This window comes from Ideonella sp. sgz306126 (genome assembly GCF_056032705.1).
Map to the genome: position 1 here is coordinate 122,514 of NZ_JBVYWP010000006.1, position 22,020 is coordinate 144,533.

The window sequence follows — 22,020 nt, forward strand, 5'->3', positions numbered from 1 at the left end:
GGAGCCTCTCCATGTCCGCCCAGGCCCAGGCCCTCGCGATCATCCGCAACGAACACCAGACGCTGGCCGCGGTGATCGACGCCCTCGAACACGTGGCCACCGACGTGGCGGCAGGCCGGCTGGATGCCGACTACCCGCTGCTGTGGTCCATCCTCTACTACATCGACGAATTTCCCGAGGCGATGCATCACCCCAAGGAAGAGCAGCAGCTCTTTCCGCGCATCCGCCAGCGCTGCCACGACATCGACGCGACGCTGGACGAACTCGGGCGCCAGCACGCGGGCAGCCGCGCCCCGCTGGACGCGCTGAAGTCGCTGCTCGGGCGCATGCAGGCCGAGATCCCCGGCGCCGTCCAGGCGTTCAGCGACCAGGTGAAGCGCTACGCGCATTTCCACTTCGAGCACATGGCGCTGGAAGAATCGGTGGTGCTGCCCAAGGCCGCCCAGGTGCTGACCGACGCCGATTGGCAGGCCGTGGCCGCCGCCTTCGCCGACAACGGCGACCCGCTGCTGGGCGGCGCCACCCACAGCAACGCGTGGTTCCGCCAGTTCTACCGCCGCATCGTGACCCTGGTGCCCGAGCCCTGGGGCCTGGGCGAGCGGCACCCCGCCGCGGCGCCTCGCGCCGGCTGAGCGGGCGCTGATATTTCAACCCACGTCGACCCGACGGCATCGTTGACATTAATCGTCAGCATACTTATCATCAGCACTCATCCAAAGGAGACGACCATGAGCAACCCCTCCTCCCCCGAACAGGTCCTGGTGGCCGGTGGCGGCATCGGCGGTCTGGCGGCGGCGCTGGCCCTGGTGCGCCAGGGCTTCGCCGTCAAGGTGCTTGAGCAGGCGCCCGAGATCGGCGAGATCGGCGCCGGCATCCAGCTCGGCCCGAACGCCTTCCATGCGTTCGACGCGCTGGGCGTGGGCGACAAGACCCGCGCCCGCGCCGTCTTCACCGACTACATGGTGATGCACGACGCGCTGGACGAATTCCAGGTCGGCAAGATCCCCACCGGCGAGGCCTTCCGCCAGCGCTTCGGCAACCCCTATGCGGTGATCCACCGCGTCGACGTCCACCGCTCGCTGCTCGAAGGCGCCGAGGAAACCGGCCGGGTCGAGTTCCTGACCTCGACCCGCATGGAGCGCGTCGAGCAGGACGACGCCGGCGTGACGGTGTTCGACCAGCGCGGCCAGGCCCATCGCGGGCTGGCGCTGATCGGCGCGGACGGCGTCAAGTCGGTGCTGCGCGCGCAGTACGTCAACGACCCGGCGCGCGTCACCGGCCACGTGGTCTACCGCGCGGTGATCGACAAGAAGGACTTCCCGCAGGACCTGCAGTGGAACGCCGCCAGCATCTGGGTCGGCCCGAACTGCCACCTGGTGCACTACCCGCTGCGCGGCGGCGAGCAGTACAACGTCGTGGTCACCTTCCACAGCCGCAAGACCGAGGAGTGGGGCGTCACCGAAGGCAGCGCCGAGGAGGTGCAGAGCTACTTCCAGGGCATCTGCCCCAAGGCCCGCCAGCTGATCGACCTGCCCAAGAGCTGGAAGCGCTGGGCCACCGCCGACCGCGAGCCGATCGCCCAGTGGAGCTTCGGCCGCACCACGCTGCTGGGCGACGCGGCCCACCCGACCACCCAGTACATGGCGCAGGGGGCCTGCATGGCGCTGGAAGACGCCGTCACGCTGGGCGAGGCCTTGCGCGTCAAGGGCAACGACTTCGTCCAGGCCTTCGATCTGTACCAGCGCTCGCGCGTCGCCCGCACCGCCCGCATCGTGCTGTCGGGCCGCGAGATGGGCCGCCTCTACCACGCCAAGGGCGTCGAGCGGCTGGTCCGCAACGAGCTGTGGAAGGGCCGCACGCCCGAGCGCTTCTACGACGCGATGGAATGGCTGTACGGCTGGAACGTCGGCAACTGCCTGGCGGCCGCCTGAGCCTGCCTCCCCCCGCGCCCGCGAAGTCCACCTGATTCGAACTGGAGATTCCCATGCATGAACTCGGCCGCCTCGAAGACCTGCCCGCCGACTACGTCGACAGCCTGCGCCAGCTCAACCTCGTGCCGCTGTGGCCCAGCCTGCGCGCGGTGCTGCCGCCCGGCAAGCCGCGCCCCAACACCCGCCCGACCTGCTGGTCCTACGAAGCGCTGCGCCCCTTGCTGATGCGCGCCGGCGAGCTGACGCCGATGGAGAAGGCCGAGCGACGGGTGCTGGTGCTGGCCAACCCCGGTCACGGGCTGGACAACATGAAGGCCAGCGCCGCGATGTACCTGGGCATGCAGTTGCTGCTGCCCGGCGAATGGGCGCCCGCGCACCGCCACACGCCCAACGCGGTGCGCATGATCGTCGAAGGCGAGGGCGCCTACACCACGGTCGACGGCGAGAAATGCCCGATGAGCCGCGGCGACCTGATCCTGACCCCCACCGGCCTGTGGCACGAGCACGGCCACGACGGCAGCGAGCCGGTGGTCTGGCTCGACGTGCTGGACCTGCCGCTGGTCTACTACATGGAGACCTCGTACGCGATCGAAGGCCAGCGCCAGGCGGTCGCCCCCGGCCGCGGCGACGCGGTCTATGCGCGCGGCGGCATCGTGCCGACGCCGGTGTTCACGCGCTCGGCCAAGGCCTACCCGATGCTGCGCTACCCCTGGGCCGAGGCGCGCGCCGCGTTGGTGGCACTGGCCGCCGACCGGCCGGACCAGGACACGGTGCAGGTCAGCTACGTCAACCCCGAGACCGGCGGCGACGCCCAGAACATCCTGGGCTTCTATGCGCTGATGCTGCGCCCCGGCCAGACCCTGCGCCTGCCGGCACGTTCGCCCGCCAGCGTGTTTCACCTGATCGAGGGCGGCGCCGAGGCCGAGATCGACACCGACCGCTTCACGCTGGCCGAGGCCGACACCTGCTGCGCGCCGGGCTACACCGCCGTCACGCTGCGCAACCGCCATGCCGACCGGCCCGCCTTCCTGTTCCTGGCCGACGAGACGCCGCTGCACAGGAAGCTCGGTGTGTTCGAAACGCGCGACTGAACGAAACTCGCGACCGACATCCTTCTTCCGGAGCCACTTCCCATGACTTCCTCGTCCTACCTCTGGGCCCCGTCGCCGGTGTATTCGCTGCCGGTGCGCGGCCTCGCCGAGCGCTTTCCGATCCACCGCCTGTTCTTCGTCGGCCGCAATTACCACGCCCATGCGATCGAGATGGGCAAGCCGGTCGACAAGTCGGCCGAGCGGCCGTTCTACTTCACCAAGGACCCGTCGACGCTGACGCCGTCCGGCGCCACCATTCCGTACCCGCCCGAGACGAAGAACTACCACCACGAGATGGAACTGGTGCTGGCGATCGGCGCGCCCGGCTTCCGGGTGCCGCTGGAGCGCGCGCACGAGCTGGTCTACGGCTACGCCTGCGGCCTGGACATGACCCGCCGCGACCTGCAACTGGTGGCGCGCGACAAGGGCCGCCCGTGGGACCTGGGCAAGGACGTCGAGAACACCTCGGTCTGCTCCGAGATCGTGCCGATGCCCGGCGTGGTGCTGGGCCAGGGCGCGCTGAGCCTGTCCGTCAACGGCCAGGTGCGCCAGCAGTCCACGCTGGACAAGCTGATCTGGAACATCCCCGAGATCATCGCCGACCTGTCGCTGTTCTATCACCTGCAGCCCGGCGACCTGATCTACACCGGCACGCCCGAGGGCGTGGGCGCGGTGGTGGCGGGCGACCGCATCGACGGCCGCATCGAGGGCGTCGGCGAGATCGCGCTGACGATCGGGCCGGCGGAGTGAGCGCGCAGTGATGCAGCTTTACAGCTTCTTCCGCAGCGGCACCTCGCACCGCCTGCGCATCGCGCTGAACCTCAAGGGCCTGGACTACGAACTGCGGCCGGTGGACCTGCGCCGCAACCAGCAGCAAAGCGCCGAGTACAAGGCCGTGCAGCCGCAAGGCCTGGTGCCGGCGCTGGTGGTGGCGGGCGAGCCGCTGCCGCTGATCCAGTCGCCGGCCATCCTCGAATGGCTGGAAGAGCGCTACCCCGCGCCGGCGCTGCTGCCGGCCGATGCCACCGGGCGGGCGCGGGTGAGGGCGCTGGCGGCGATCGTGGGTTGCGACATCCATCCGGTCAACAACCGGCGCATCCTCGACACCTTGCGTCACGACTTCGGCGCCGACGAAGCGGCGGTCAACCGCTGGTGCGGCACCTGGATCGGCGCCGGCTTCGACGCGATCGAGACCCTGCTGGCCGCCGATGCGCAGCGCGGCGACTTCTGCTTCGGCCGCGCCCCCACGCTGGCCGATGTCTACCTGGTGCCGCAGGTCGAAAGCGCCCGGCGCTTCCAGGTCGACCTGGCGCGCTGGCCCTGCATCCAGGCGGTGGACGCGGCCTGCGCGCAGATCGACGCCTTCCGCCGCGCCGCGCCTGCGGCGCAGCCGGACGCGTCCTGACCGGCGTCCTGCCTCAGCCGGGCGACCGAGCGCCGCCGGGCTGCACCGCATCCAGCCAGGCGGCCCAGGCGGCGGGCTCGGGGGGCAGGGCCGCGGCCTCGCCGACGAACTGCTGCCAGGCCTCGCGGTGGCGCGCGGACACCACGATCAGCACCGGGATGTCCTGCTCCAGCAGTTGCAGCAACTCGGACCGGAAGCCGCCGTTGCCGGCTTCCAGCACGCCGAAGCGGTTGCAGATCACCAGGTCGGGCCGGCGCGACAAGGCGTCGCGCAACACCCGGCTGGCGCGCGCAAAGCCCTGCGGATCGGCGCTGCAACCCGACGATCCGGGGCCCAGCGGCTGCGAGACGAGGTACTCGTCGCCGGTGTCGATGTCGGTCAGCACCATCGCGCCCTGGCACTCGGCGCCGCGGCCGCCGGGCGCCATCAGCAAGCCCAGCACGCGCCGGCCGGCCTGGCGTTGCTGGCGCGCAAAGTCGGCCAGCAAGGCGTCGACATCGGTCAGGCCGTCGTGGGCGATGGCCGCCACCCGTGGCGGTTCGTCGGCAAGATCGGACATGTGCCGCAGTCTAGCGGGGTTGCGGCGACGTTTCGGCGGTCTGCGGTGCGGTGTGCGGCCGCGGGCGGTGATACTGGACGGCATGGCGAAGAAACCGAACGCGAAGCGCAACGACCAGGCGGTGCGGCAGCAATACGGCGCGCTGCCCTACCGGGTCGGCGCGGACGGGGCGCTGGAGCTGATGCTGATCACCTCGCGCACGACCCGCCGCTGGATCATCCCCAAGGGCTGGCCGATGAAGGACCTCAAGCCCGCCGAGGCGGCGGCGCGCGAGGCCTACGAGGAAGCCGGCGTGCGCGGCAGCATCGCCCGCCGCGCGATCGGCCGTTTCCGCTACGACAAGCTGCTCGACGCCGATGGTCTGACCGTGCCCTGCGAGGTCAAGGTGTTCGCGCTGCGGGTCGAGCGCCAGGCCAAGGCCTGGCCCGAGCAGGACGAGCGCGAGACCCGCTGGCTGTCGCCCGGACAGGCCGTCTCGCTGATCTCGGAAGAAGGCCTGCGCGAGCTGATCGCCGCGTTCGCCGGCCACGCCCATTGATCCCCGGCTGACGCGCCGTCGCCACCGCGCCGCCCGGCGCGCGATGCCCCCGCACCGGACACGGCGGCGCGGTCTGCGTATGCTCACGGATCCGGGCCTCTCCTCCTGAGCGCACCGCACGCTCAGCGCCACCCCCCTTTCCTCCACGCCGATGTCGACCGCCGTCTCCTCCGCCGCTTCCACCGCCGCCTCTTCCGCCCCCCCGTCCCTGTCTCGGCCCGCCGAAGCGCCCGGCACCGCGCTGGGCGTGCTGGGCGCGATCAGCGCCTCGCACCTGATCAACGACATGATGCAGTCGCTGATCCTGGCGATCTACCCGATCCTCAAGGGCAGCTTTCACCTCAGCTTCGGCCAGATCGGCCTGATCACGCTGACCTACCAGCTCACCGCGTCGCTGCTGCAGCCGCTGGTCGGCCGCTTCACCGATCTGCGGCCGACGCCGTACTCGCTGCCGGTGGGCATGGGCTTCACGCTGTGCGGCCTGCTGCTGCTGGCCTTCGCGCCCAGCTTCGGCGTGGTGCTGGCGGCGGCGGCGCTGGTCGGCACCGGCTCGTCGATCTTCCACCCGGAATCGTCGCGCGTCGCGCGGATGGCGTCGGGCGGCCGGCACGGCCTGGCGCAGTCGCTGTTCCAGGTCGGCGGCAACACCGGCAGCGCGCTCGGGCCGCTGCTGGCCGCCGCGGTCATCGTCCCCTTCGGCCAGCACAGCGTGGCCTGGTTCGGGCTGGTGGCCTTGCTGGGCATCGTGCTGCTGCTGCAGGTCAGCCGCTGGTACGCGCAGCACCATGCCGCCGCCAAGGCGCGGGCGGCACGCCAGGCGGTCTCGCCGCTGCCGCGCCGACAGGTGCTGGCGGCGATCGGCGTGCTGATGCTGCTGATCTTCTCGAAGTTCTTCTACATCGCCAGCATCAGCAGCTTCTACACCTTCTACCTGATCGACAAGTTCGGCGTGACGGTGCGCAGCGCGCAGATGCACCTGTTCGCCTTCCTGTTCGCGTCGGCGGTGGGCACGCTGGTGGGTGGTCCGGTGGGCGACCGCATCGGGCGCAAGCCGGTGATCTGGGCCTCGATCCTGGGCGTGGCGCCGTTCGCGCTGCTGCTGCCGCACGCCGACCTGTTCTGGACCACCGCGCTGACGATCCTGATCGGCCTGATCCTGTCGTCGGCGTTCTCGGCCATCCTGGTCTATGCGCAGGACCTGATGCCGGGCCAGGTCGGCATGGTCTCGGGCCTGTTCTTCGGCTTCGCGTTCGGCATGGGCGGCCTGGGCGCCGCGTTGCTGGGGGTGCTGGCCGACCACACCAGCATCGGCACCGTCTACGGCGTCTGCGCCTACCTGCCCCTGCTGGGCCTGTGCGCCGCCTGGTTGCCCCGGGTCGGCCATCCGGCGGCGCCGCGGTAGGCCCGCCGGCCGGCTCAGCGCGGGTGGGCCGGCCAGCCCGCGAAGCTGAAGTCGATGAAGCCGTGCTCGACGTTGGTGTCGGTCAGCCGGACATGCACCGCCTGTCCCACGCTCAGCTCGGGGGCGCGGCCCACCAGCATGCCTTCGACCGGCGGCGAGACGATGCGCACCCAGGTGGCCGTGTCGGTGCGGCCGGTGACCAGGCCGTCGAAGTGCTGCCCGATCTGCGGCTTCAGGAACAGGGCCGCCTCGGACTTGCGCAGCCGCCGCTCGACCTTGCGGGCCGCGTCTTCCTGGGCGGTGCAGTGCTGGGCCAGCGCCGCCAGTTCGTCCAGGCCGTACGGGGCGGGCGTGCCCGCCAGCAGCGCCTTGATCATGCGCAGCGTGATCAGGTCGGGATAGCGCCGGTTCGGCGCGGTGGAGTGCGTGTAGTCGCGCTCGGCCAGGCCGAAGTGCCCGATCGGCGCAGCGCCCGCATGCTCGACCACGTACTCGCCCGAGCCCATCAGCTTGACCACCACCAGCGACAGGTCCGGAAAGCGCAGCGGGTCGGCGCGGTGGCGCCGCGCCAGAAAGCCCTCCAGCGCCTTCGAATCCGGCGTGCGAGGCAGCCGCTCGCCATACTTCTGCGCCAGCTCGACGATGCGCAGCCAGCGTTCCGGCGACCGCACCACGCGGCGGATCGACGCGCCCCCGTGGCGCGCCAGGAAGTGCGCGGTGCAGGTGTTGGTCGCGATCATGAATTCTTCGATCAGCTGGCGGGCCCGGTTGTGGGCCTGGTCGCGCATGTCGACGACCTGGTCGCCATCGAACACCGCGCGCGGCTGAAAGGTCTCGAACTCCAGCGAGCCCTGCTCGTGGCGGCGCGCGCGCAGACGCTGGGCCACCGCATCCTGCGTGCGCAACTGGGTGTCCAGCCCGGGCACGGCGCGCGCCGCCGCCGGCAGCTCGCCCTGGCCGGCCAACCAGGCCGAGACGGCGTCGTAGGCGAGCTGGGCCTGGTTGCGCACCCGCGCAAGGCGCACCCCGGGTTCGGTGATCTGGCCATCGGCGCCGACCACCATGTCGGTCACCAGCGCGATCCGGTCCTGTTGCGGATTGAGCGAGGTGAGGTCGGTGCACAGGCGCTCGGGCAGCATCGGAAAGACCCGCGCCGAGGTGTAGACCGAGGTGGTGTTGAGCTGCGCATGGCCGTCGATCGCGGAGCCCTTCGCCACCAGCGCGTCGACGTCGGCGATCGCCACCTGGATGCGCACCGCCCCGCCGGCCAGCGGCTCGCAGACGCTCAGCTGGTCCAGGTCGCGCGAGTCGTCGTTGTCGATCGAGCACCACGGCAGCGCGCGCAAATCGGCCAGCACGCCCGGGGCCGCGGTCGCCGGGCCGCGCAATGCCGCCAGTTCGGCCAGCGCCTCGGGCGGGAACTCGGGCGCCAGACCGCGCTCCATCATGACCTCGCCGGCAATCCGTATCAGGTCTTGCCGGCCGTAACGACGTTCGCTGTGCATGACCCACTGTAGCGCTGCGACGGCCCCGGAGTTTTCACGGCATTCACACTCGTTCACAGGCGGTCACCCGGGACGACTAGGATCGGGCCGCACTCAGGGTGAACCCGGCATCCGGCCGTGGGCCGCCCTGCTGTTCGAAAGGGACACGATGCGATTTTTTGCGCTCGAACACAGCCGTGCGGTCTACGCCGCCGACTTCGTGTTCTACGGCCTGGTCAACCTCGGGATAGCCGTGGCGCTGCTGGGCTGGGGGCCGCGCGCCGAGCGTCTCGACTTCATCGGGCTGGTGCTGCTGGGCGGCGTGCTGTGGACGCTGATCGAGTACGCGCTGCACCGCTTCGCGCTGCACCACGTCCAGCCCTTCGAGCGCTGGCACGGCGAGCATCACCAGCGGCCGATGGCGATGATCAGCTCGCCCACCTACTTCACCGCCGGCCTGTTCCTGGTGCTGATCTACGGGCCCGCGCTGGCGCTCGCCGGCCCCTGGCCCGCCGCCGCGCTGATGCAAGGCGTGCTGGCCGGCTTCCTGGCCTACGGCATCACCCACCACGCCGTGCACCACTGGCGCGCCCGCGGCGCGTGGCTCAAGCGCCGCAAGCAGCAGCACGCGCTGCACCACCACCACGCCGCCGGCGGCGACTACGGCGTCACCACCGACCTGTGGGACCGCGTCTTCGGCACGCTGATCACGCGCTGACGCCGCGCCGGCAAAGGCGCTGCCCGCTCGTCCCCCCGGTCACGCCCCAGGCGGAACCGCGGCCTCGCGTTGCCGCAGCCGCGCCAGCCGCGGCGCGGCCATCGGCACGGCCAGCATGGTGCTGCCCACCGCCATCAGCAGCAGCGCGGTGAAGGTCTCGGAGGTGATCAGGCCTTTGTCGAGCAGGATGTTGACGAAGATGATCATGATCAGCGCCTTGGTCTGCAGCAGCCAGCCAATCAGCGTGGCCTCGCCGGGCTTCCAGCCCAGCACGCGGCCGGCCAGGTGAACGCCGGCCAGCTTGCCGGCGACCGAGGCCACGAGCAGCAGCGCGGCCACGGCGAACACCGTGCTGCCGCCCACGGCCCACTGGGTGCGCAGGCCGGTGCTGAGGAAGAACACCGGCATCAGCGCCAGCAGCACGTGGTGGCGGAAGGTGTCGAGCTTGTCCTGGTCGAACCAGTGGGCGTCAATCGCCGCGCCGGCCAGGAAGGCGCCGACCATGAAATGCAGGCCCGACCAGTCTGCCGCGAAGCCGCAGGCCGCCAGCCAGATCAGGCTGGCGTACCAGCGGTCGCCCTCCTGCAGCCAGGCCATCAGCCGCCGGAAGGCCAGCGTCGCGAGCGCGAACGCGAGCAGGAAGCCGAGTTGCCGGCCGACCCGTGTCCAGTCGACCAGGATCACCGCGAGCACGCCCCAGATCGCGATGTCGTCCAGGCTGGCGTAGCGCAGCACGCGCTGGCCCAGCGGCTGGCGCAGCAGGCCGAGTTTTTCCATGAACAGGATCAGGATCGGCAGCGCCGTGACCGCGCAGGCCATGCCGACGCCGAGCACGAACTGCCAGTCGCGCGCCCGCGGGCCGATCCAGCCGGGCAGCCCGAGCAGCGCCAGCGCGGCGACGCTGCCGAACAGCAGCGGCGTGCCCAGCGCCAGGCCGGCGGTGACGACGCTTTCGCGGCGGTGCCGCCAGGCCTGGGCGAGGTCCAATTCGATGCCGGCGACCATCACGAACAGCATCACCGCCCACCAGGCGATGCCGTTGAGCGCCTGGATCACGCCCGGGTTGAAGACGGTCTGGTAGGCCGCCGGCTGCCACTTGCCCAGCACGCCGGGGCCCAGCAGGATGCCGCCGATGATCTGCACCACCACCAGCGGCGCGTAGTGGTCGGTCTTGCCGATCCGCCAGGCCAGGTAGGGCAGGCTGAAGATGATCAGCATGGCGAGCAGAAAGATGTCGCTGGTGTTCATGGCGTGCGCGGAGGCCGGCTGGGGGTGGCGGATTATCGGCGGCGGTCCCTGCCGGCGGCGCTGCGCGCAAACCCGTGACGGGGTGCCCGCCGAGGGCATCGACAATCGGGCCGCCGCGGAGCGGCCCGGTGTTTTCTTGAGAGGTGTGTTGGATGACGGATCCTGCTGTTCGCAAACCCTTGCCGATGTCGCTCGGCCGACGCGCGACCCGCTGGGCGGCGGCCTTCTGGCCGGCGCCGCAAAGCGTCAACGCGCACGAACGCCTGCGCGTGGTGCTGGGCGCCGGGCTGGGCCTGCTGGCGACGGCGCTGCTGAGCCAGTGGATCCGCGTCGACGCCGGCGTGAGCCTGCCGTGGCTGGTCGCGCCGCTGGGGGCGAGCGCGGTGCTGGTGTTCGGCGTGCCGGCCAGCCCGCTGGCCCAACCCTGGGCGGTGGTCGGCGGCAACACGCTGTCGGCGCTGGTGGGCGTGCTGTGCGTGAGGTGGCTGGGCTCGAACGCCAGCGCCGCGGCGCTGGCGGTGGCGCTGGCGATCGCGCTGATGTTCGCGCTGCGCTGCCTGCATCCGCCCGGGGGCGCGTCGGCGCTGCTGGTGGCGCTGAGCGGTGTGGCCGATCCCCATTTCGTGCTGTTCCCGATCTTCACCAATTCGCTGCTGCTGGTGCTGTCGGGGGTGATCTACAACACGCTCACGCGGCGCAGCTACCCGCACCAGCCCTTGCAACCGGCGGCCGCGCCGGCCGACGCGGCGCCGCGCGAGCCGGGGGCGCCGCTGGACGACCTGGACGCCGACCTCAACGCCGTGCTGGCCCGCTACAACCAGGTGCTGGACATCAGCCGCGACGACCTGCGCGCGCTGCTGGAGGACACCCACCTGCAGACCTACCAGCGTCGCCTGGCCAACATCCGCTGCGCCGACATCATGTCGCGCCGGCTGATCACGGTGCGCCAGGACGCGCCGCTGGAGCAGGGCTGGGCGCTGTTCCGCGAGCACCGCATCAAGGCGCTGCCGGTGGTGGACGCGGCCGGCGGGCTGGTCGGCATCGTCACGCCGGCCGATTTCATGCGCCACGCGGCGGCGGGCGGCGATGCGGTGGCGGCGACCGGGGCGGTGTCGTCGGTGCACAAGGTCGGCGACCTGATGAGCCGGCAGGTGCGCGTCGCCAGCGCCAGCCGGCATCTGTCCGAGCTGATCCCGCTGTTCGCCAGCACCGGCCACCACCACCTTCCGATCCTGAGCGCCGAAGGCCATCTGGTGGGCATCGTCACGCAATCCGACGTGGTGGCGGCGCTGAGCCGCGCCGACGCGCCGGTCTGAAGGGAACCGCCCATGCAGATCTTCTACAGCGACGAGCACCGCGCCCACCGCGGCGAGGCCGAATTCTTCCGCGGCGAATGGGTGCCGTGCTTCGAGAAGCCCGAGCGGGCCGACCTGGTGCTGGCCGCGGTGCAGGCGCGCGGGCTGGGCCCGGTGCGGGCGCCGCAGCGCTTCGGCATCGAGCGGCTGGAGCGGGTGCACCACCCGCGCTACCTGCGCTTCCTGGAGCGGGCCTGGTCTCAGTGGAGCGCGCTGGGCCACACCCGCGACGCGCTGCCGGCGGTCTGGCCGACGCGCGGCCTGCGCAGCGATGTCGAGCCCGACAACGTGGTGGCCCAGCTCGGCCTTTACTCCTTCGACAGCGGCACGCCGCTGACTGCCGGCACCTGGGCCGCAGCCCGCGCCGCCGCCGACGCGGCGCTGAGCGCCCAGCAGGCGGTGGCGCAAGGCGAGCGTGCGGCCTTCGCGCTGGTGCGACCGCCCGGCCACCACGCCGGCGCCGATTTCTTCGGCGGCTACTGCTTCGTCAACAACGCCGCGGTGGCGGCCCAGGCCCTGCGCGACGGCGGTGCCGCGCGCGTGGCGGTGCTGGACGTGGACTACCACCACGGCAACGGCACCCAGAGCCTGTTCTACGACCGCGCCGACGTGTTGTTCCAGTCGATCCACGGCGACCCGCGCACCGAATATCCGTTCTACCTCGGCCATGCCGACGAGACCGGCAGCGGCGCCGGGCAGGGCTTCAACCAGAATTACCCGCTGCCCGCCGGTAGCGCGACCTCGGCGTGGTTCGATGCGCTGGAGGCCGCCGGCCGCCGCATCGCCGCGTTCGGCCCCGACGCGCTGGTGGTCTCGCTGGGCGTCGACACCTACGTCGGCGATCCGATCTCCACCTTCCAGCTGGCCGGCCCCGACTTCGAGCGCCTGGGCCGCCGGCTCGCCGCGCTGGGGCGGCCGACCGTGTTCGTGCTGGAGGGCGGCTACGCGGTGGCCGAGATCGGCCACAACGTCGCGCAGGTGCTGTGCGGCTTCGAGGACGCGGCCTGAGCTCTGACTGGCCGCCACGGACGGATCAGGCCGGACACCAGCGCCCGCTGGCGCCGGGCGAGCCGCGCCGCACTGCCGGCCAGCCCTCCGGCGCAGTCGTCATGGCGGGCCCTCGACCGGCCGGCCGCGATAAGGGAAGTTCTTGAGCCGGACGTCGCTGCGCGGGTGCGTCTTGACGATGACCTTCTGCGGGTCGATCCAGTCGTCCCACTTGAAGTGGTCGATCACGCGGGCCTGATAGCTCTCTTCCAGCGGGCGATTCAGGATGTCGTTGACGTGGGTCCACTGCTGGTAGCGCATCTGGTCCACCTGGTACGGCGTGGGTTGCCCGCCGGACGCCTTCACCACGGCCTTGAGGTCCTCCACGTCCTTCATGGTGACCTTGGGTTGCCAGGTGATCTTGCCCGGCAGCATCACCGGCTCGCCCGGGATGTTGTTGACGCCTTCCTTCCAGGTGGCCAGCACGGCCACCTGGGTGTCCTCGCGGTAGAGAACGATGGCGTGGCTGTACCGCTTGTCCTTGAAGAAGCCCAGGTTGCCGTACTGCAGGCGCGCCCCGGTCAGGAAGGCCACCGCATCGGACCAGCACGGCGACTCGCCGCTGATGCCCCACAGCACGCTGCGGTCGATGATGCCGTCAGGAAACAGCAATTTGAAGGCGACGAACGCCGAGTTGGCGGCGGTGGTGGTGCCTTCGCAATCGTGACCGTGAAAACGCACCAGATCCTTGAGCGTGACCGGGTAGGTGTAGGGGTAGTAGCGCCCCTGGGTTCCCTGCGTGGCCAGCATCTCGAACACCGGCGCATAGGGTTTCGCCACCATGGACGCGTAGAAGGTGGGCGTGCGGTCCGGCGCCTCGACCCCCGTCTCGACAAAGATCGTCTTGCCTTCGACGTAGGTGGGTTCGGCGGCGCTCGCCGCCATCGCACACGACAACATCACACCGGCCACCCGCGCTGCTGCTTGCATGATCCACATCCTCCAACGTCGAACCGGGCTCAGGGTTTCACCCCATACCAACTCCCTCGGTCCATTGGGAACCGCTGAGCGAGCGGTGCATTGATTTGACTCAAGCGTGAGAACCCCTGGCGCCGCACGGTGCGGCGCGCTCAAGTCAGGCCGGATGCTGCCGAAACCGAAGGTCAGGTCCCGTTGAGCACCGAGGTAATCCATGACACGTTTGAGACTCTCCCAGCGGCTGGCGCTCGGCTTCGGCCTGGTGCTGGGACTGCTCGTCGCGACGACGGCGTTCGCGCTGTGGCGCATGCAGTCGCTGTCCTCGACGCTGGACGACGTGGCGATCCGCGGGGCCGGGCGCACGCGGGCGATCGCCGCGATGGAGCGCGCCGCCAACAGCTACGCGCTGACGCTGCGCAGCGTCGGCGGCGCACCGCTGGACCAGGCCGAGACCTTGATGCGGCGCATCGCGCAGGCCAGTGCTCTCTACGACCAGGCGGCCCGCAGCGCGGCATCGTTCGTGCCGCCCCAGTCGCGCGCGCTCTTCGATGCCACCGCGGCCGGCGCGGCCGGGCTGCGCGAGGTCATCACCGCGGCCAGCCAGGGCGTCGATGCCGGCGCGCTGCCGGTCGTCTTCTTCCACCTCCGCGCCGAGCTCACCGGCCCCGACTCGGCGCGCTGGGACGAGCGGCGCGAGAAATGGAGCAGTGCGCTGGTGGCGCTCGCCGAATGGGACGAGAAGGTCAACAGCGCCCGCAGCGTCGCGGCGCAGGCCGACGCCCGGCAGGCCGGGCTGCTGGTGATCGCCGGCGCGCTGGTCGCGCTGGTGCTCGGCGCCTTCGCCGCATGGTGGATCACGCGCGATCTGGTCGGCGGCATGCGTGCCGCGATGCTGGCCACGCAGCGCATGGCCGGCCACGATTTGTCGCAGCCCATCGTCGTCGACCGGGACGACGAGCTGGGCCAGCTCACGCAGGCGCTGGAGACCATGCGGCGCAGCCTGCACGACCTGGCGACCGGCGTGCGCCAGGCCTGCCAGGGCATCGCCACCGCCAGCGGCGAGATCACGCAGGGCAGCCAGGACCTGAGCCAGCGCAGCGAGGAGACCGCCGCGACGCTGCAGTCCACCACCAGCGCGATCGCGCAGCTGGTGGCGATGCTCGATCAGACTGCGCAGACCGCCACGTCCGCCGGCTCGCTGGCCGAGGTGGCGCAGCAGGTGGCCAACCGCGGCGGCAGCGTCGTGGGCGAGGCGGTCTCGACCATGAACGAGATCGACGGCACCTCGCGCAAGATCGCCGACATCATCGCGATGATCGACGGCATCGCCTTCCAGACCAACATCCTGGCCTTGAATGCCGCGGTCGAGGCGGCCCGGGCCGGCGAGCAGGGGCGCGGCTTCGCCGTCGTCGCCTCCGAGGTGCGGGCGCTGGCGCTGCGCAGCGCGACCGCCGCGCGCGAGATCAAGAGCCTGGTGCAGGCCTCGCTCCAAAGCGTCCAGGCCGGCAGCGTGCAGGTACGCCATGCCGGCGCCGCCACCCAGGAGATCATGGATTCGATCGCGCGGGTCTCGGGCCTGGTCTCGGCGCTGTCCAGCCAGGCCGCGGAGCAACGCGACGGCGTCGGCCAGGCGGGCCACTCGATGTCCGCGCTGGACACCATGGCGCAGCAGAACGCGGCGCTGGCGGAGCAGTCGGCCGCGGCGGCCTCGACGCTGCTGCAGCAGGCACGCCAGCTGTCGGGCATGGTGGACAGCTTCCGGCTCGACGCGCCGGAGGCGACGCTGGCGGCCGCCTGACGGGCCCGCCGGGTCCGGCAGACACCGCTCGCCCATCGGGGCCGCGGCGGCGGCCGCCGGCTCAGCGTGTCGAGCCCGGCGCCACCAGGCCGCGGCGCGCGATGGGGGTCGAGAAGACGATGGAGGTGCGCGTCTCGCCGTAGCCGTTGATCGAGGCGAGAAAGCGCTCCAGGTTGTCGAGGCTGCGGGCCACCACGGTCATCACGTAGGAGTCGGCGCCGGCCACGTGATGGCATTCCAGCACCTCGGCAGCGCGGCGCAGCTTGTCGAGAAAGGCCTTCTTGCCCGGTTGCTGCACCGTGATGCCGACGATGGCGCGCACCGGGTAGCCGGCCAGCGCCGGGTCCAGCTCGGCGCCCACCGCGCGCACGACGCCGGCGCTCTTCAGGCGCTTGAGCCGCTCCACCGTGGCCGGCACCGACAGCCCGGCCGCGAGCGCCAGGGTCTTCAGCGGCGCCCGGCCGTCTTCCTGCAACGCCATCAACAGCGCCCAGGCCTTGGTGTCGAGTTGCAATGTTTCGGTCATGGTGAGGTTGGGCCTGAAAAATAGAAAGCGGAATCGATTCTCGCCGTGTCGAAGCGCTTTGCAAGGCGGCGGGCGGACTCGAAAATCCTGGTCATGGATATCGCATCGTCATCGCCCGCGCTGGTGCTGTTCGGCCAGTCGCTGCTGATCGGCCTGTCGATCGCCGCGCCGGTCGGGCAGATCGGCGTGCTGGCGATCCAGCGCACGCTGGATCACGGCCGGGCCGCCGGGCTGGCCACCGGGCTGGGCGCGGCCTTCGCCGACGCGGTGTACGGCGCCGTCGGCGCCTTCGGCGTCACCGGGCTGATCGCCTGGCTGCTGGGCTTGAAGCGGTGGCTGGGCCTGTTCGGCGGCGGCTTCCTGCTGTGGCTGGCCTGGCGCATCGCCACCCGGCCGGTGGTGCGCAGCGCGGGCGGCCATCCGCCACCGGGCACGCTGCTGCGCTATGTGTCCGGCACCTTCGTGCTGACGCTGTCGAACCCGAGCACCATCCTGTCCTTCATGGCGGTGTTCGGCGCGCTGGCCGGCCGTGCGCCGGCGGCGTCGCCCTGGGCCATGGTGGCGGGCGTGCTCGCGGGCTCGGCCCTGTGGTGGCTGATCCTGTCCACCGGCGTCGGCTGGCTGCGCGACCGGTTCGACGCGCGCTGGCAGCGCGCGGTCAACCTCGGCTCGGCCGCGCTGCTGGCGGGGCTGGGGCTGTGGCAGCTCGGCCAACTCATCTTCTGATCGACCTCGGACTCCCCATGCCGCAGCACCTGCACGCCAGCCACCGCATCGTCGTCGACGCCCCGGTCGACCGGGCCTTCATGTTCTTCACGCCGGCCGGCGAGGAACTGTGGGTCGACGGCTGGCAGCCCAGCTACGTTCACCCGCGTGACGGCCGCACCGAGGCCGGCATGGTGTTCACCACCGGCGAGGGGGACGAGCTGACCTTCTGGACCCTGGCCGACTTCGACCGCGCGGCGCACCGCTCGCGCTACCTGCGCTGCACGCCAGCCTCGCGGATCAGCCTCGTCGAGGTGCGCTGTTCGGCGCTCGACGCCACCCGCACCGAGGTCACGGTGAGCTACACGCTGACCGCGCTGAACGCCGCGGGACAACGGGCGCTGCAAGAGTTCGAGGGCGAGCGCTTCGCCGCGATGATCGACGGCTGGGCACGCGAGATCGCCGCACGGCGCGAGCAACTGCTGGCGGCATCCATCCGCTGAGCCGTTCAGGCCGGATGGCCGCGGGGTGCTTCGATCATCGAAAGCGCATCCAGGGGACTTCGCGCACCCAGGCCGCCCACCTTGAGCACATGGGTGTAGATCATCGTCGTCGACACATCGGCGTGGCCCAGCAGCTCCTGTACCGTGCGGATGTCCGCGCCAGCTTGCAGCAGGTGTGTGGCAAAGCAATGGCGCAGCGTGTGCGGCGTGGCGGGCTTGGCGATGCCCGCCGATTGCAGGCTGCGCTTGAAGGCACGCTGAAACGTCTCCGGATACAGGTGGTGGCGGCGGATCACGCCACTGCGCGGGTCGACCGACAGGCGCTGCTGCGGAAAGATCCAGAACCACGCCCAACTCGCGCCGGCCCGTGGGTACTTGCGCTCCAGCGCGTCGGGCAATTGCACGCCGGCCCGGCCATCGGCTGTGTCGGCAGACCAGCAGGCACGCACGTCCTGTGCGACATACCGGCGCAGCGTGGCCGCCAGGGAGTGGGGCAGCATGACGACCCGGTCCTTGTCGCCCTTGCCCGAGCGCACGAAGATGGCTTGGTTGGCGAAGTCCAGATCCTTCACGCGCAGTTGCAGGGCTTCTTCGATGCGCAGGCCCGTTCCATAGAGCAGGCGGTCCAGCAGGCCATGCACGCCATCCAAGCCCTGGAACACGGCGGCGACCTCCTCCGCGGACAGCACCACAGGCAGACGCCGCTTGGGGACGGGTCGGCCAAGCTCGTTCATCCAGGGTAACTGCTGCCCCAGCACCTTGGCGTAGAGGAACAGCAGGGCGGACAACGCCTGCCGGTGGCTGGACACGGAAAGCCGGCGCTCGGCGGCAAGATGGGTCAAGAAGGCCTCGACCTCGGGGCCGCCCATCTCGTTCGGATGGCGCAGGCCGTGAAAATGCACGAAGGCACGGCACCAGTGCACGTAGGCTTCCTCGGTCCGCAGGCTGTAGTGCAGGGCGCGCACTCGCTCTCGCAATTGATCGAGCAGCCGCGTGGCGCGCAGCGGCGGCAACACCGCCACACGGACCGGCCGCAGGTGCTGGCGCCCACTGGGCAGGGCCGCCCCTGATCCTGCGTGGATGGATGGCATGTGATGGATCTCCCTTGCCTGGCTGGCCGCCCGCCTGCAGAATGAAACCGCAGAGAACGCCGTCTTTGACGGCTAATTTAGTACTGGATGAACATCCAGTCAAGCCGGGGGAAAAATCAAATGAAACAGGCACTTGGCACAGCGCCGATCCGTCCATTTAGGCGACAACTACCGTGCAAAGCGGCGTAAGGTTGTCGTCGATAACACGTTGAACTAAACCGCTGACGCGGTGGCTGCCTGCGTAGGGTGGCCACCGCGTTTGTCGTTGTGGGGTGAGCTTGCCTGGGAAGGCGAGCGGGAGAAGCCTTCGGGGTTGGGGAATGGTCCCCAGCCACCAGGAGAAGGCGATGACCCCGTTGCGGCAACAGATGATCGATGCGATGCAGGTGCGTGGGCTGGCGCTGCGCACGCAGCAGACCTACGTGGATGCGCTGGCGCGCATGGCGCGGCACTTCGGGCGCAGCCCGGCGCAGTTGGAAGCGGCGCAGATCGAGGCCTACATGCTGCACCTGTCGAAGGACTTGAAGCGCTCGTTCTCGACCATCAACCAGGTGTCCTCTGCGAGCCGCTTCCTGTTCCGGCACGTGCTCGGGCGTGCCGACACGGACATGGAGCCGCCGGTGGCCAGAGCGCCGCAGCGGCGCCCGGAGCTGCTCTCGCGCGAGCAGATCGCGCGGCTGCTGGCGATGGTGAAGTCGCCGATGACGCGCATGCTGCTGCAGGTGCTCTATGCCAGTGGCTTGAGGATCTCGGAGGGGCTGGCGCTGCGGGTGCGCGACATCGACGCCGCGCGCGACCGCATGTGCCTGCGCGTGGTGCAGGGCAAGGGCGGGGTGGACCGCTACAGCCTGCTGAGCCCGACGCTGCTGGTGCTGCTGCGCGAGCACTGCCGGCGCTACCAGTGCCACCGCCGAGAGATGGACTGGCTGTTCTTCAGTCCCCGAACAGGCGAGCCCCTGTGCCCCAGCGGCGTGCAGCGCCACTACGCGGCCGCCAAGCGCGAGGCGGGCATCGCCAAGGGCGGCTCGACGCACACCCTGCGCCACTGCTGCGCCACGCACCTGCTGGAGGCGGGGGTGGACCTGCACACCATCTGCACGCTGCTGGGCCACCAGCACATCGAGACCACGCAGCGCTACCTGCACCTGATCAGCCCGCAGTTCAAGCCACCACAGCGCAGCGACCCGCTGGACCTGCTGGCGGCCTTGCCGCAGAGCCACTGAGCGCTGGTTGGCATGGCCAGTCTGGCCGAGGTGCTGCGCCGCGGCGGCGCGGCCTACCTGCGCGCGCACGCCCTGAGCGCGGCGCAGGCACGCGCGTGGCGAGCCATCTGCGCCTGCCGCACGCCGCTGCTGGGCGGCCAGCAGATGGCGTGTGCGGCGTGCGGACACCGCCACTGGCACTACCACTCGTGCCGCAACCGGCACTGTCCGCTGTGCGGCGCGCGGGCCAAGGACGCCTGGCTGCGCGGGCGCCTGGCCGAGGTGCTCGACGTGCCCTATGTGCACCTGGTCTTCACGCTGCCGCACGAGCTGGGCAGCCTGTACCAGGTGGCGCCACGCTGGGTGATCGAGACGCTGTTCGCCAGCGTGGCGGCCACGCTCAAGGACTTCGCGGCCCAGGCGCGCTGGATGGGCATTGGCGATGGCCAGCCGGCCTTCAGCCTGGTGCTGCACACCTGGAGCCAGGACTTGCGCCAGCACCTGCACCTGCACGCCGTGATGGCCTGCGGCGTGCTCGGTCCCGACGGCCAATGGCATGTGCCCACCCGGGGGCCGGCCTTCCTGTTCCCGGTGCACGCGCTTAGCCGGGTGTTCAGGGCCAGGTTCATGCAGGCGTTGCGCCAACTCGCGGGCCAGGCCGATGCGCCCGGCGACGACAACCTCGGCCCGGCCGGGCGCAAGGCGCTGGTCCGCCACGACTGGGTGGTCTACGCCAAGGCGCCACTGGGCGGGCCGGCGCAGGTGCTCCAGTACCTCAGCCGCTACAGCCACCGCACGGCCATCGGTAACGAGCGCATCCGCTGCGTCAGCGACGACGAGGTGGTCTTCAGCGTGCGCGCCGACGACCAGGGCGGCAAGCGCCACATGCGGCTGCCCACGGCCGAGTTCATCCGCCGCTTCCTGCTGCACGTGCTACCCGGCGGCGTCAAGCGCATCCAGCACTACGGCGTGCTGGCCAACGGTTGCAAGAAGACCCAGCTTGCCCAGGCCCGCCGGGCGCTTCAGCAGCCACCACCGAACCCGCAGGCGCTGGAATCGGCCCAGGCCTTCATGGCCCGCGTGGCACAGGCGCAGATCCACACTTGCCCGAAGTGCCGGGGACCGCTGCAGGTGGTGCACACGCTGCCCGGCATGCGCCGCCTGCCCGCGCCCGGCGATCGCACCCACTACGCGATGCCCAGCAGAGCGCCGCCGTGACAGCCCCAACGCCCCGCCTGCAGGACACGGCATGCGCCGAGCAGCATGCGGGGGCGGCTCGTGTCAAACGCTGCTGTAAGAGCCGCGCCCCCAGGTGCGCCCACGCGCCGGCCCCCGCGCGCATCGACCCGTGTCCCCAAACGCCAATGCGCGCGCTTTACGTCCGCCGGCCAGCACCCACATAATCGACTCAAACAGCGGCCCCGGGCGATCCAATCCCCTTGGCCCACCACAACGGCCTGCTCGGCCAGGGACGGCGCGATGGTTCAGTTCAACACGGTTTATCTGCCTCGGCATCCCGCCGTGCTCGACTCTCGCCTGTCTGCTCGGCAGATAAACGCTACCCGTTAGGTTGCACATGACTGACGACTCCGTAATGACCGTGCCAGGCGAATTTGTCGCTTACCATCCGCCGAAAGCGGTGTCGCATGGGCACGGTTCGAGGGCTCGCAACGCCAGAAAGGCTTGGGCCGCTACGGAAGAGTTCATTTCCAAACATACGAACGCCACTCTCTGTCCCACATTGCGCGTCACTGTATGGGGGCCAAGTGAATGGACCGATGCTGCCGTTTGCGAGAGGACGATCGACGAAGGGATCCTCGCATTCGGTTCTTCTCCCACCGTCTCGGGGATCTTTAGTGTCTGGGAACTACCGAACGCAACTCTTCCGCAGGCGCTAGAGTTCGCGTTCAAAGACGAGGAACGTCCGAAACAGCAATTGGGTCCGGTCGGTTTGAGCTTCTGGTACAGCTTCGAGTGGAAGTCGCTTCCGCCTGTTCCGCGGGGTGCTGATAGCAGTCATTTTGCTCGGGGTTGCCATTTGGGTATTTCCATTGGCGCGCGAAAGTGCTTTATTCAACCCACGTTCTTGTTTTCGCTCCCCTCAAGCTCTCCGGAGCTAATTCGCTTCTTGTCGGAACTTGAGTCTGATCTTCCCTTCACGCCCAAGGATGAATATTTTTGTCGAGTGGTGCCAAAGAAATCAGGCACGGGAGAAAAGCTTGTCAAACTTCACCGTGGGTGGCGAAGTGCAACCTAACCCTGCGGTCAACACGGACCTTGCGCGAAAAGCCGCGCAAGGCCGGTTACCTCCACTACAAGGGCTTCCCCGTTCGTCAAGCAATAGTTGACCTGGGACCCGCGCAGCGGGTCTGACTTTCTTCCTTCTTCAAAGCCAACCAGCCGGGCGCAGATCAGGCGGTGGGGAGGACAACAAGGTGCGGACTGGCCAAACTACAAACGGTCATTGGTGTGGCGTGTTGAGTGCCACGGACCCTGATG

At 70.1% G+C, this 22,020-nt stretch carries 22 protein-coding genes; 16 read left to right on the forward strand and 6 right to left on the reverse strand.

Annotated features, from left to right (window positions below):
• The first annotated feature begins 11 nt into the window (after positions 1-11).
• The 5 genes from AC0N04_RS16825 to maiA all read left to right on the forward strand — a co-directional run bounded on the left by AC0N04_RS16825 (position 12) and on the right by maiA (position 4,427).
• Entirely contained in the window at positions 12-632 is a 621-nt protein-coding gene (locus AC0N04_RS16825; RefSeq protein ID WP_474283469.1) for a hemerythrin domain-containing protein, read from the forward strand.
• Positions 633-728: 96 nt separating this feature from the next.
• Entirely contained in the window at positions 729-1,931 is a 1,203-nt protein-coding gene (locus AC0N04_RS16830; protein WP_474283471.1) for a 3-hydroxybenzoate 6-monooxygenase, read from the forward strand.
• 53 nt (positions 1,932-1,984) lie between these two features.
• Positions 1,985-3,022 (forward strand): cupin domain-containing protein, encoded by a 1,038-nt coding sequence (locus AC0N04_RS16835; RefSeq protein WP_474283473.1) that lies wholly within the window; start codon positions 1,985-1,987, stop codon positions 3,020-3,022.
• A 42-nt stretch (positions 3,023-3,064) separates the two neighbouring features.
• The gene (locus tag AC0N04_RS16840; protein ID WP_474283475.1) at positions 3,065-3,772 is read left to right on the forward strand and encodes a fumarylacetoacetate hydrolase family protein; all 708 of its coding nucleotides are present in this window, start codon (positions 3,065-3,067) and stop codon (positions 3,770-3,772) included.
• Positions 3,773-3,782: 10 nt separating this feature from the next.
• Positions 3,783-4,427 (forward strand): maleylacetoacetate isomerase, encoded by a 645-nt coding sequence (gene maiA / locus AC0N04_RS16845; RefSeq protein ID WP_474283515.1) that lies wholly within the window; start codon positions 3,783-3,785, stop codon positions 4,425-4,427.
• A 13-nt stretch (positions 4,428-4,440) separates the two neighbouring features.
• Here maiA and AC0N04_RS16850 read toward each other — a convergent pair whose 3' ends face one another.
• Positions 4,441-4,986 carry a DUF2478 domain-containing protein gene (locus tag AC0N04_RS16850; protein WP_474283477.1) on the reverse strand — a complete coding sequence of 182 codons (546 nt, stop codon included), beginning with the start codon at positions 4,984-4,986 and terminating at the stop codon, positions 4,441-4,443.
• Positions 4,987-5,068: 82 nt separating this feature from the next.
• On the opposite strand from AC0N04_RS16850, the gene AC0N04_RS16855 reads away from it, so the two are divergent.
• Positions 5,069-5,524: an NUDIX hydrolase gene (locus AC0N04_RS16855; protein WP_474283479.1), complete on the forward strand. Its 456-nt coding sequence runs from the start codon at positions 5,069-5,071 to the stop codon at positions 5,522-5,524.
• A 151-nt stretch (positions 5,525-5,675) separates the two neighbouring features.
• A complete protein-coding gene (locus tag AC0N04_RS16860) occupies positions 5,676-6,926 on the forward strand; it encodes an MFS transporter (RefSeq protein ID WP_474283481.1) in 1,251 nt (416 codons plus the stop codon).
• Between the two features lie 14 nt (positions 6,927-6,940).
• Here AC0N04_RS16860 and AC0N04_RS16865 read toward each other — a convergent pair whose 3' ends face one another.
• Positions 6,941-8,431 (reverse strand): RNB domain-containing ribonuclease, encoded by a 1,491-nt coding sequence (locus AC0N04_RS16865; RefSeq protein WP_474283483.1) that lies wholly within the window; start codon positions 8,429-8,431, stop codon positions 6,941-6,943.
• Between the two features lie 148 nt (positions 8,432-8,579).
• On the opposite strand from AC0N04_RS16865, the gene AC0N04_RS16870 reads away from it, so the two are divergent.
• Entirely contained in the window at positions 8,580-9,128 is a 549-nt protein-coding gene (locus AC0N04_RS16870) for a sterol desaturase family protein (protein WP_474283485.1), read from the forward strand.
• Positions 9,129-9,167: 39 nt separating this feature from the next.
• On the opposite strand, the gene AC0N04_RS16875 is transcribed toward AC0N04_RS16870, so the two are convergent.
• Positions 9,168-10,376 (reverse strand): cation:proton antiporter, encoded by a 1,209-nt coding sequence (locus tag AC0N04_RS16875; RefSeq protein WP_474283487.1) that lies wholly within the window; start codon positions 10,374-10,376, stop codon positions 9,168-9,170.
• Between the two features lie 185 nt (positions 10,377-10,561).
• Between AC0N04_RS16875 and AC0N04_RS16880 the strand changes: the two genes are divergently transcribed.
• Together AC0N04_RS16880 and AC0N04_RS16885 are read left to right on the forward strand one after the other, a co-directional pair.
• Positions 10,562-11,692, forward strand: a complete 1,131-nt coding sequence (locus AC0N04_RS16880; protein WP_474283489.1) for an HPP family protein — start codon at positions 10,562-10,564, stop codon at positions 11,690-11,692.
• A 12-nt stretch (positions 11,693-11,704) separates the two neighbouring features.
• Positions 11,705-12,739 (forward strand): histone deacetylase family protein, encoded by a 1,035-nt coding sequence (locus AC0N04_RS16885; protein WP_474283491.1) that lies wholly within the window; start codon positions 11,705-11,707, stop codon positions 12,737-12,739.
• Between the two features lie 99 nt (positions 12,740-12,838).
• Here the strand turns inward: AC0N04_RS16885 and AC0N04_RS16890 are convergent, their stop codons facing one another.
• Positions 12,839-13,708, reverse strand: a complete 870-nt coding sequence (locus AC0N04_RS16890; RefSeq protein WP_474283493.1) for a formylmethanofuran dehydrogenase subunit E family protein — start codon at positions 13,706-13,708, stop codon at positions 12,839-12,841.
• Between the two features lie 202 nt (positions 13,709-13,910).
• Here AC0N04_RS16890 and AC0N04_RS16895 point away from each other — a divergent pair, with 202 nt between their 5' ends.
• Complete coding sequence (locus AC0N04_RS16895; RefSeq protein ID WP_474283495.1) at positions 13,911-15,494, forward strand: methyl-accepting chemotaxis protein; 1,584 nt, start codon at positions 13,911-13,913, stop codon at positions 15,492-15,494.
• A 61-nt stretch (positions 15,495-15,555) separates the two neighbouring features.
• On the opposite strand, the gene AC0N04_RS16900 is transcribed toward AC0N04_RS16895, so the two are convergent.
• On the reverse strand, positions 15,556-16,020 hold the full coding sequence (locus tag AC0N04_RS16900) for an Lrp/AsnC family transcriptional regulator (RefSeq protein WP_474283497.1): 465 nt from the start codon (positions 16,018-16,020) through the stop codon (positions 15,556-15,558).
• Between the two features lie 93 nt (positions 16,021-16,113).
• Between AC0N04_RS16900 and AC0N04_RS16905 the strand changes: the two genes are divergently transcribed.
• Both AC0N04_RS16905 and AC0N04_RS16910 read left to right on the forward strand, forming a co-directional pair.
• On the forward strand, positions 16,114-16,746 hold the full coding sequence (locus AC0N04_RS16905; RefSeq protein ID WP_474283499.1) for a LysE/ArgO family amino acid transporter: 633 nt from the start codon (positions 16,114-16,116) through the stop codon (positions 16,744-16,746).
• Positions 16,747-16,763: 17 nt separating this feature from the next.
• A complete protein-coding gene (locus AC0N04_RS16910) occupies positions 16,764-17,228 on the forward strand; it encodes an SRPBCC family protein (RefSeq protein ID WP_474283501.1) in 465 nt (154 codons plus the stop codon).
• Positions 17,229-17,233: 5 nt separating this feature from the next.
• Here the strand turns inward: AC0N04_RS16910 and AC0N04_RS16915 are convergent, their stop codons facing one another.
• On the reverse strand, positions 17,234-18,319 hold the full coding sequence (locus AC0N04_RS16915; protein ID WP_474283503.1) for an integron integrase: 1,086 nt from the start codon (positions 18,317-18,319) through the stop codon (positions 17,234-17,236).
• Positions 18,320-18,666: 347 nt separating this feature from the next.
• Between AC0N04_RS16915 and AC0N04_RS16920 the strand changes: the two genes are divergently transcribed.
• The 3 genes from AC0N04_RS16920 to AC0N04_RS16930 all read left to right on the forward strand — a co-directional run bounded on the left by AC0N04_RS16920 (position 18,667) and on the right by AC0N04_RS16930 (position 21,778).
• A complete protein-coding gene (locus AC0N04_RS16920; protein WP_474283505.1) occupies positions 18,667-19,542 on the forward strand; it encodes a tyrosine-type recombinase/integrase in 876 nt (291 codons plus the stop codon).
• 12 nt (positions 19,543-19,554) lie between these two features.
• Entirely contained in the window at positions 19,555-20,739 is a 1,185-nt protein-coding gene (locus AC0N04_RS16925) for an IS91 family transposase (protein ID WP_474283507.1), read from the forward strand.
• 358 nt (positions 20,740-21,097) lie between these two features.
• Positions 21,098-21,778: a hypothetical protein gene (locus tag AC0N04_RS16930; RefSeq protein WP_474283509.1), complete on the forward strand. Its 681-nt coding sequence runs from the start codon at positions 21,098-21,100 to the stop codon at positions 21,776-21,778.
• The last annotated feature ends 242 nt before the right edge of the window (positions 21,779-22,020 follow it).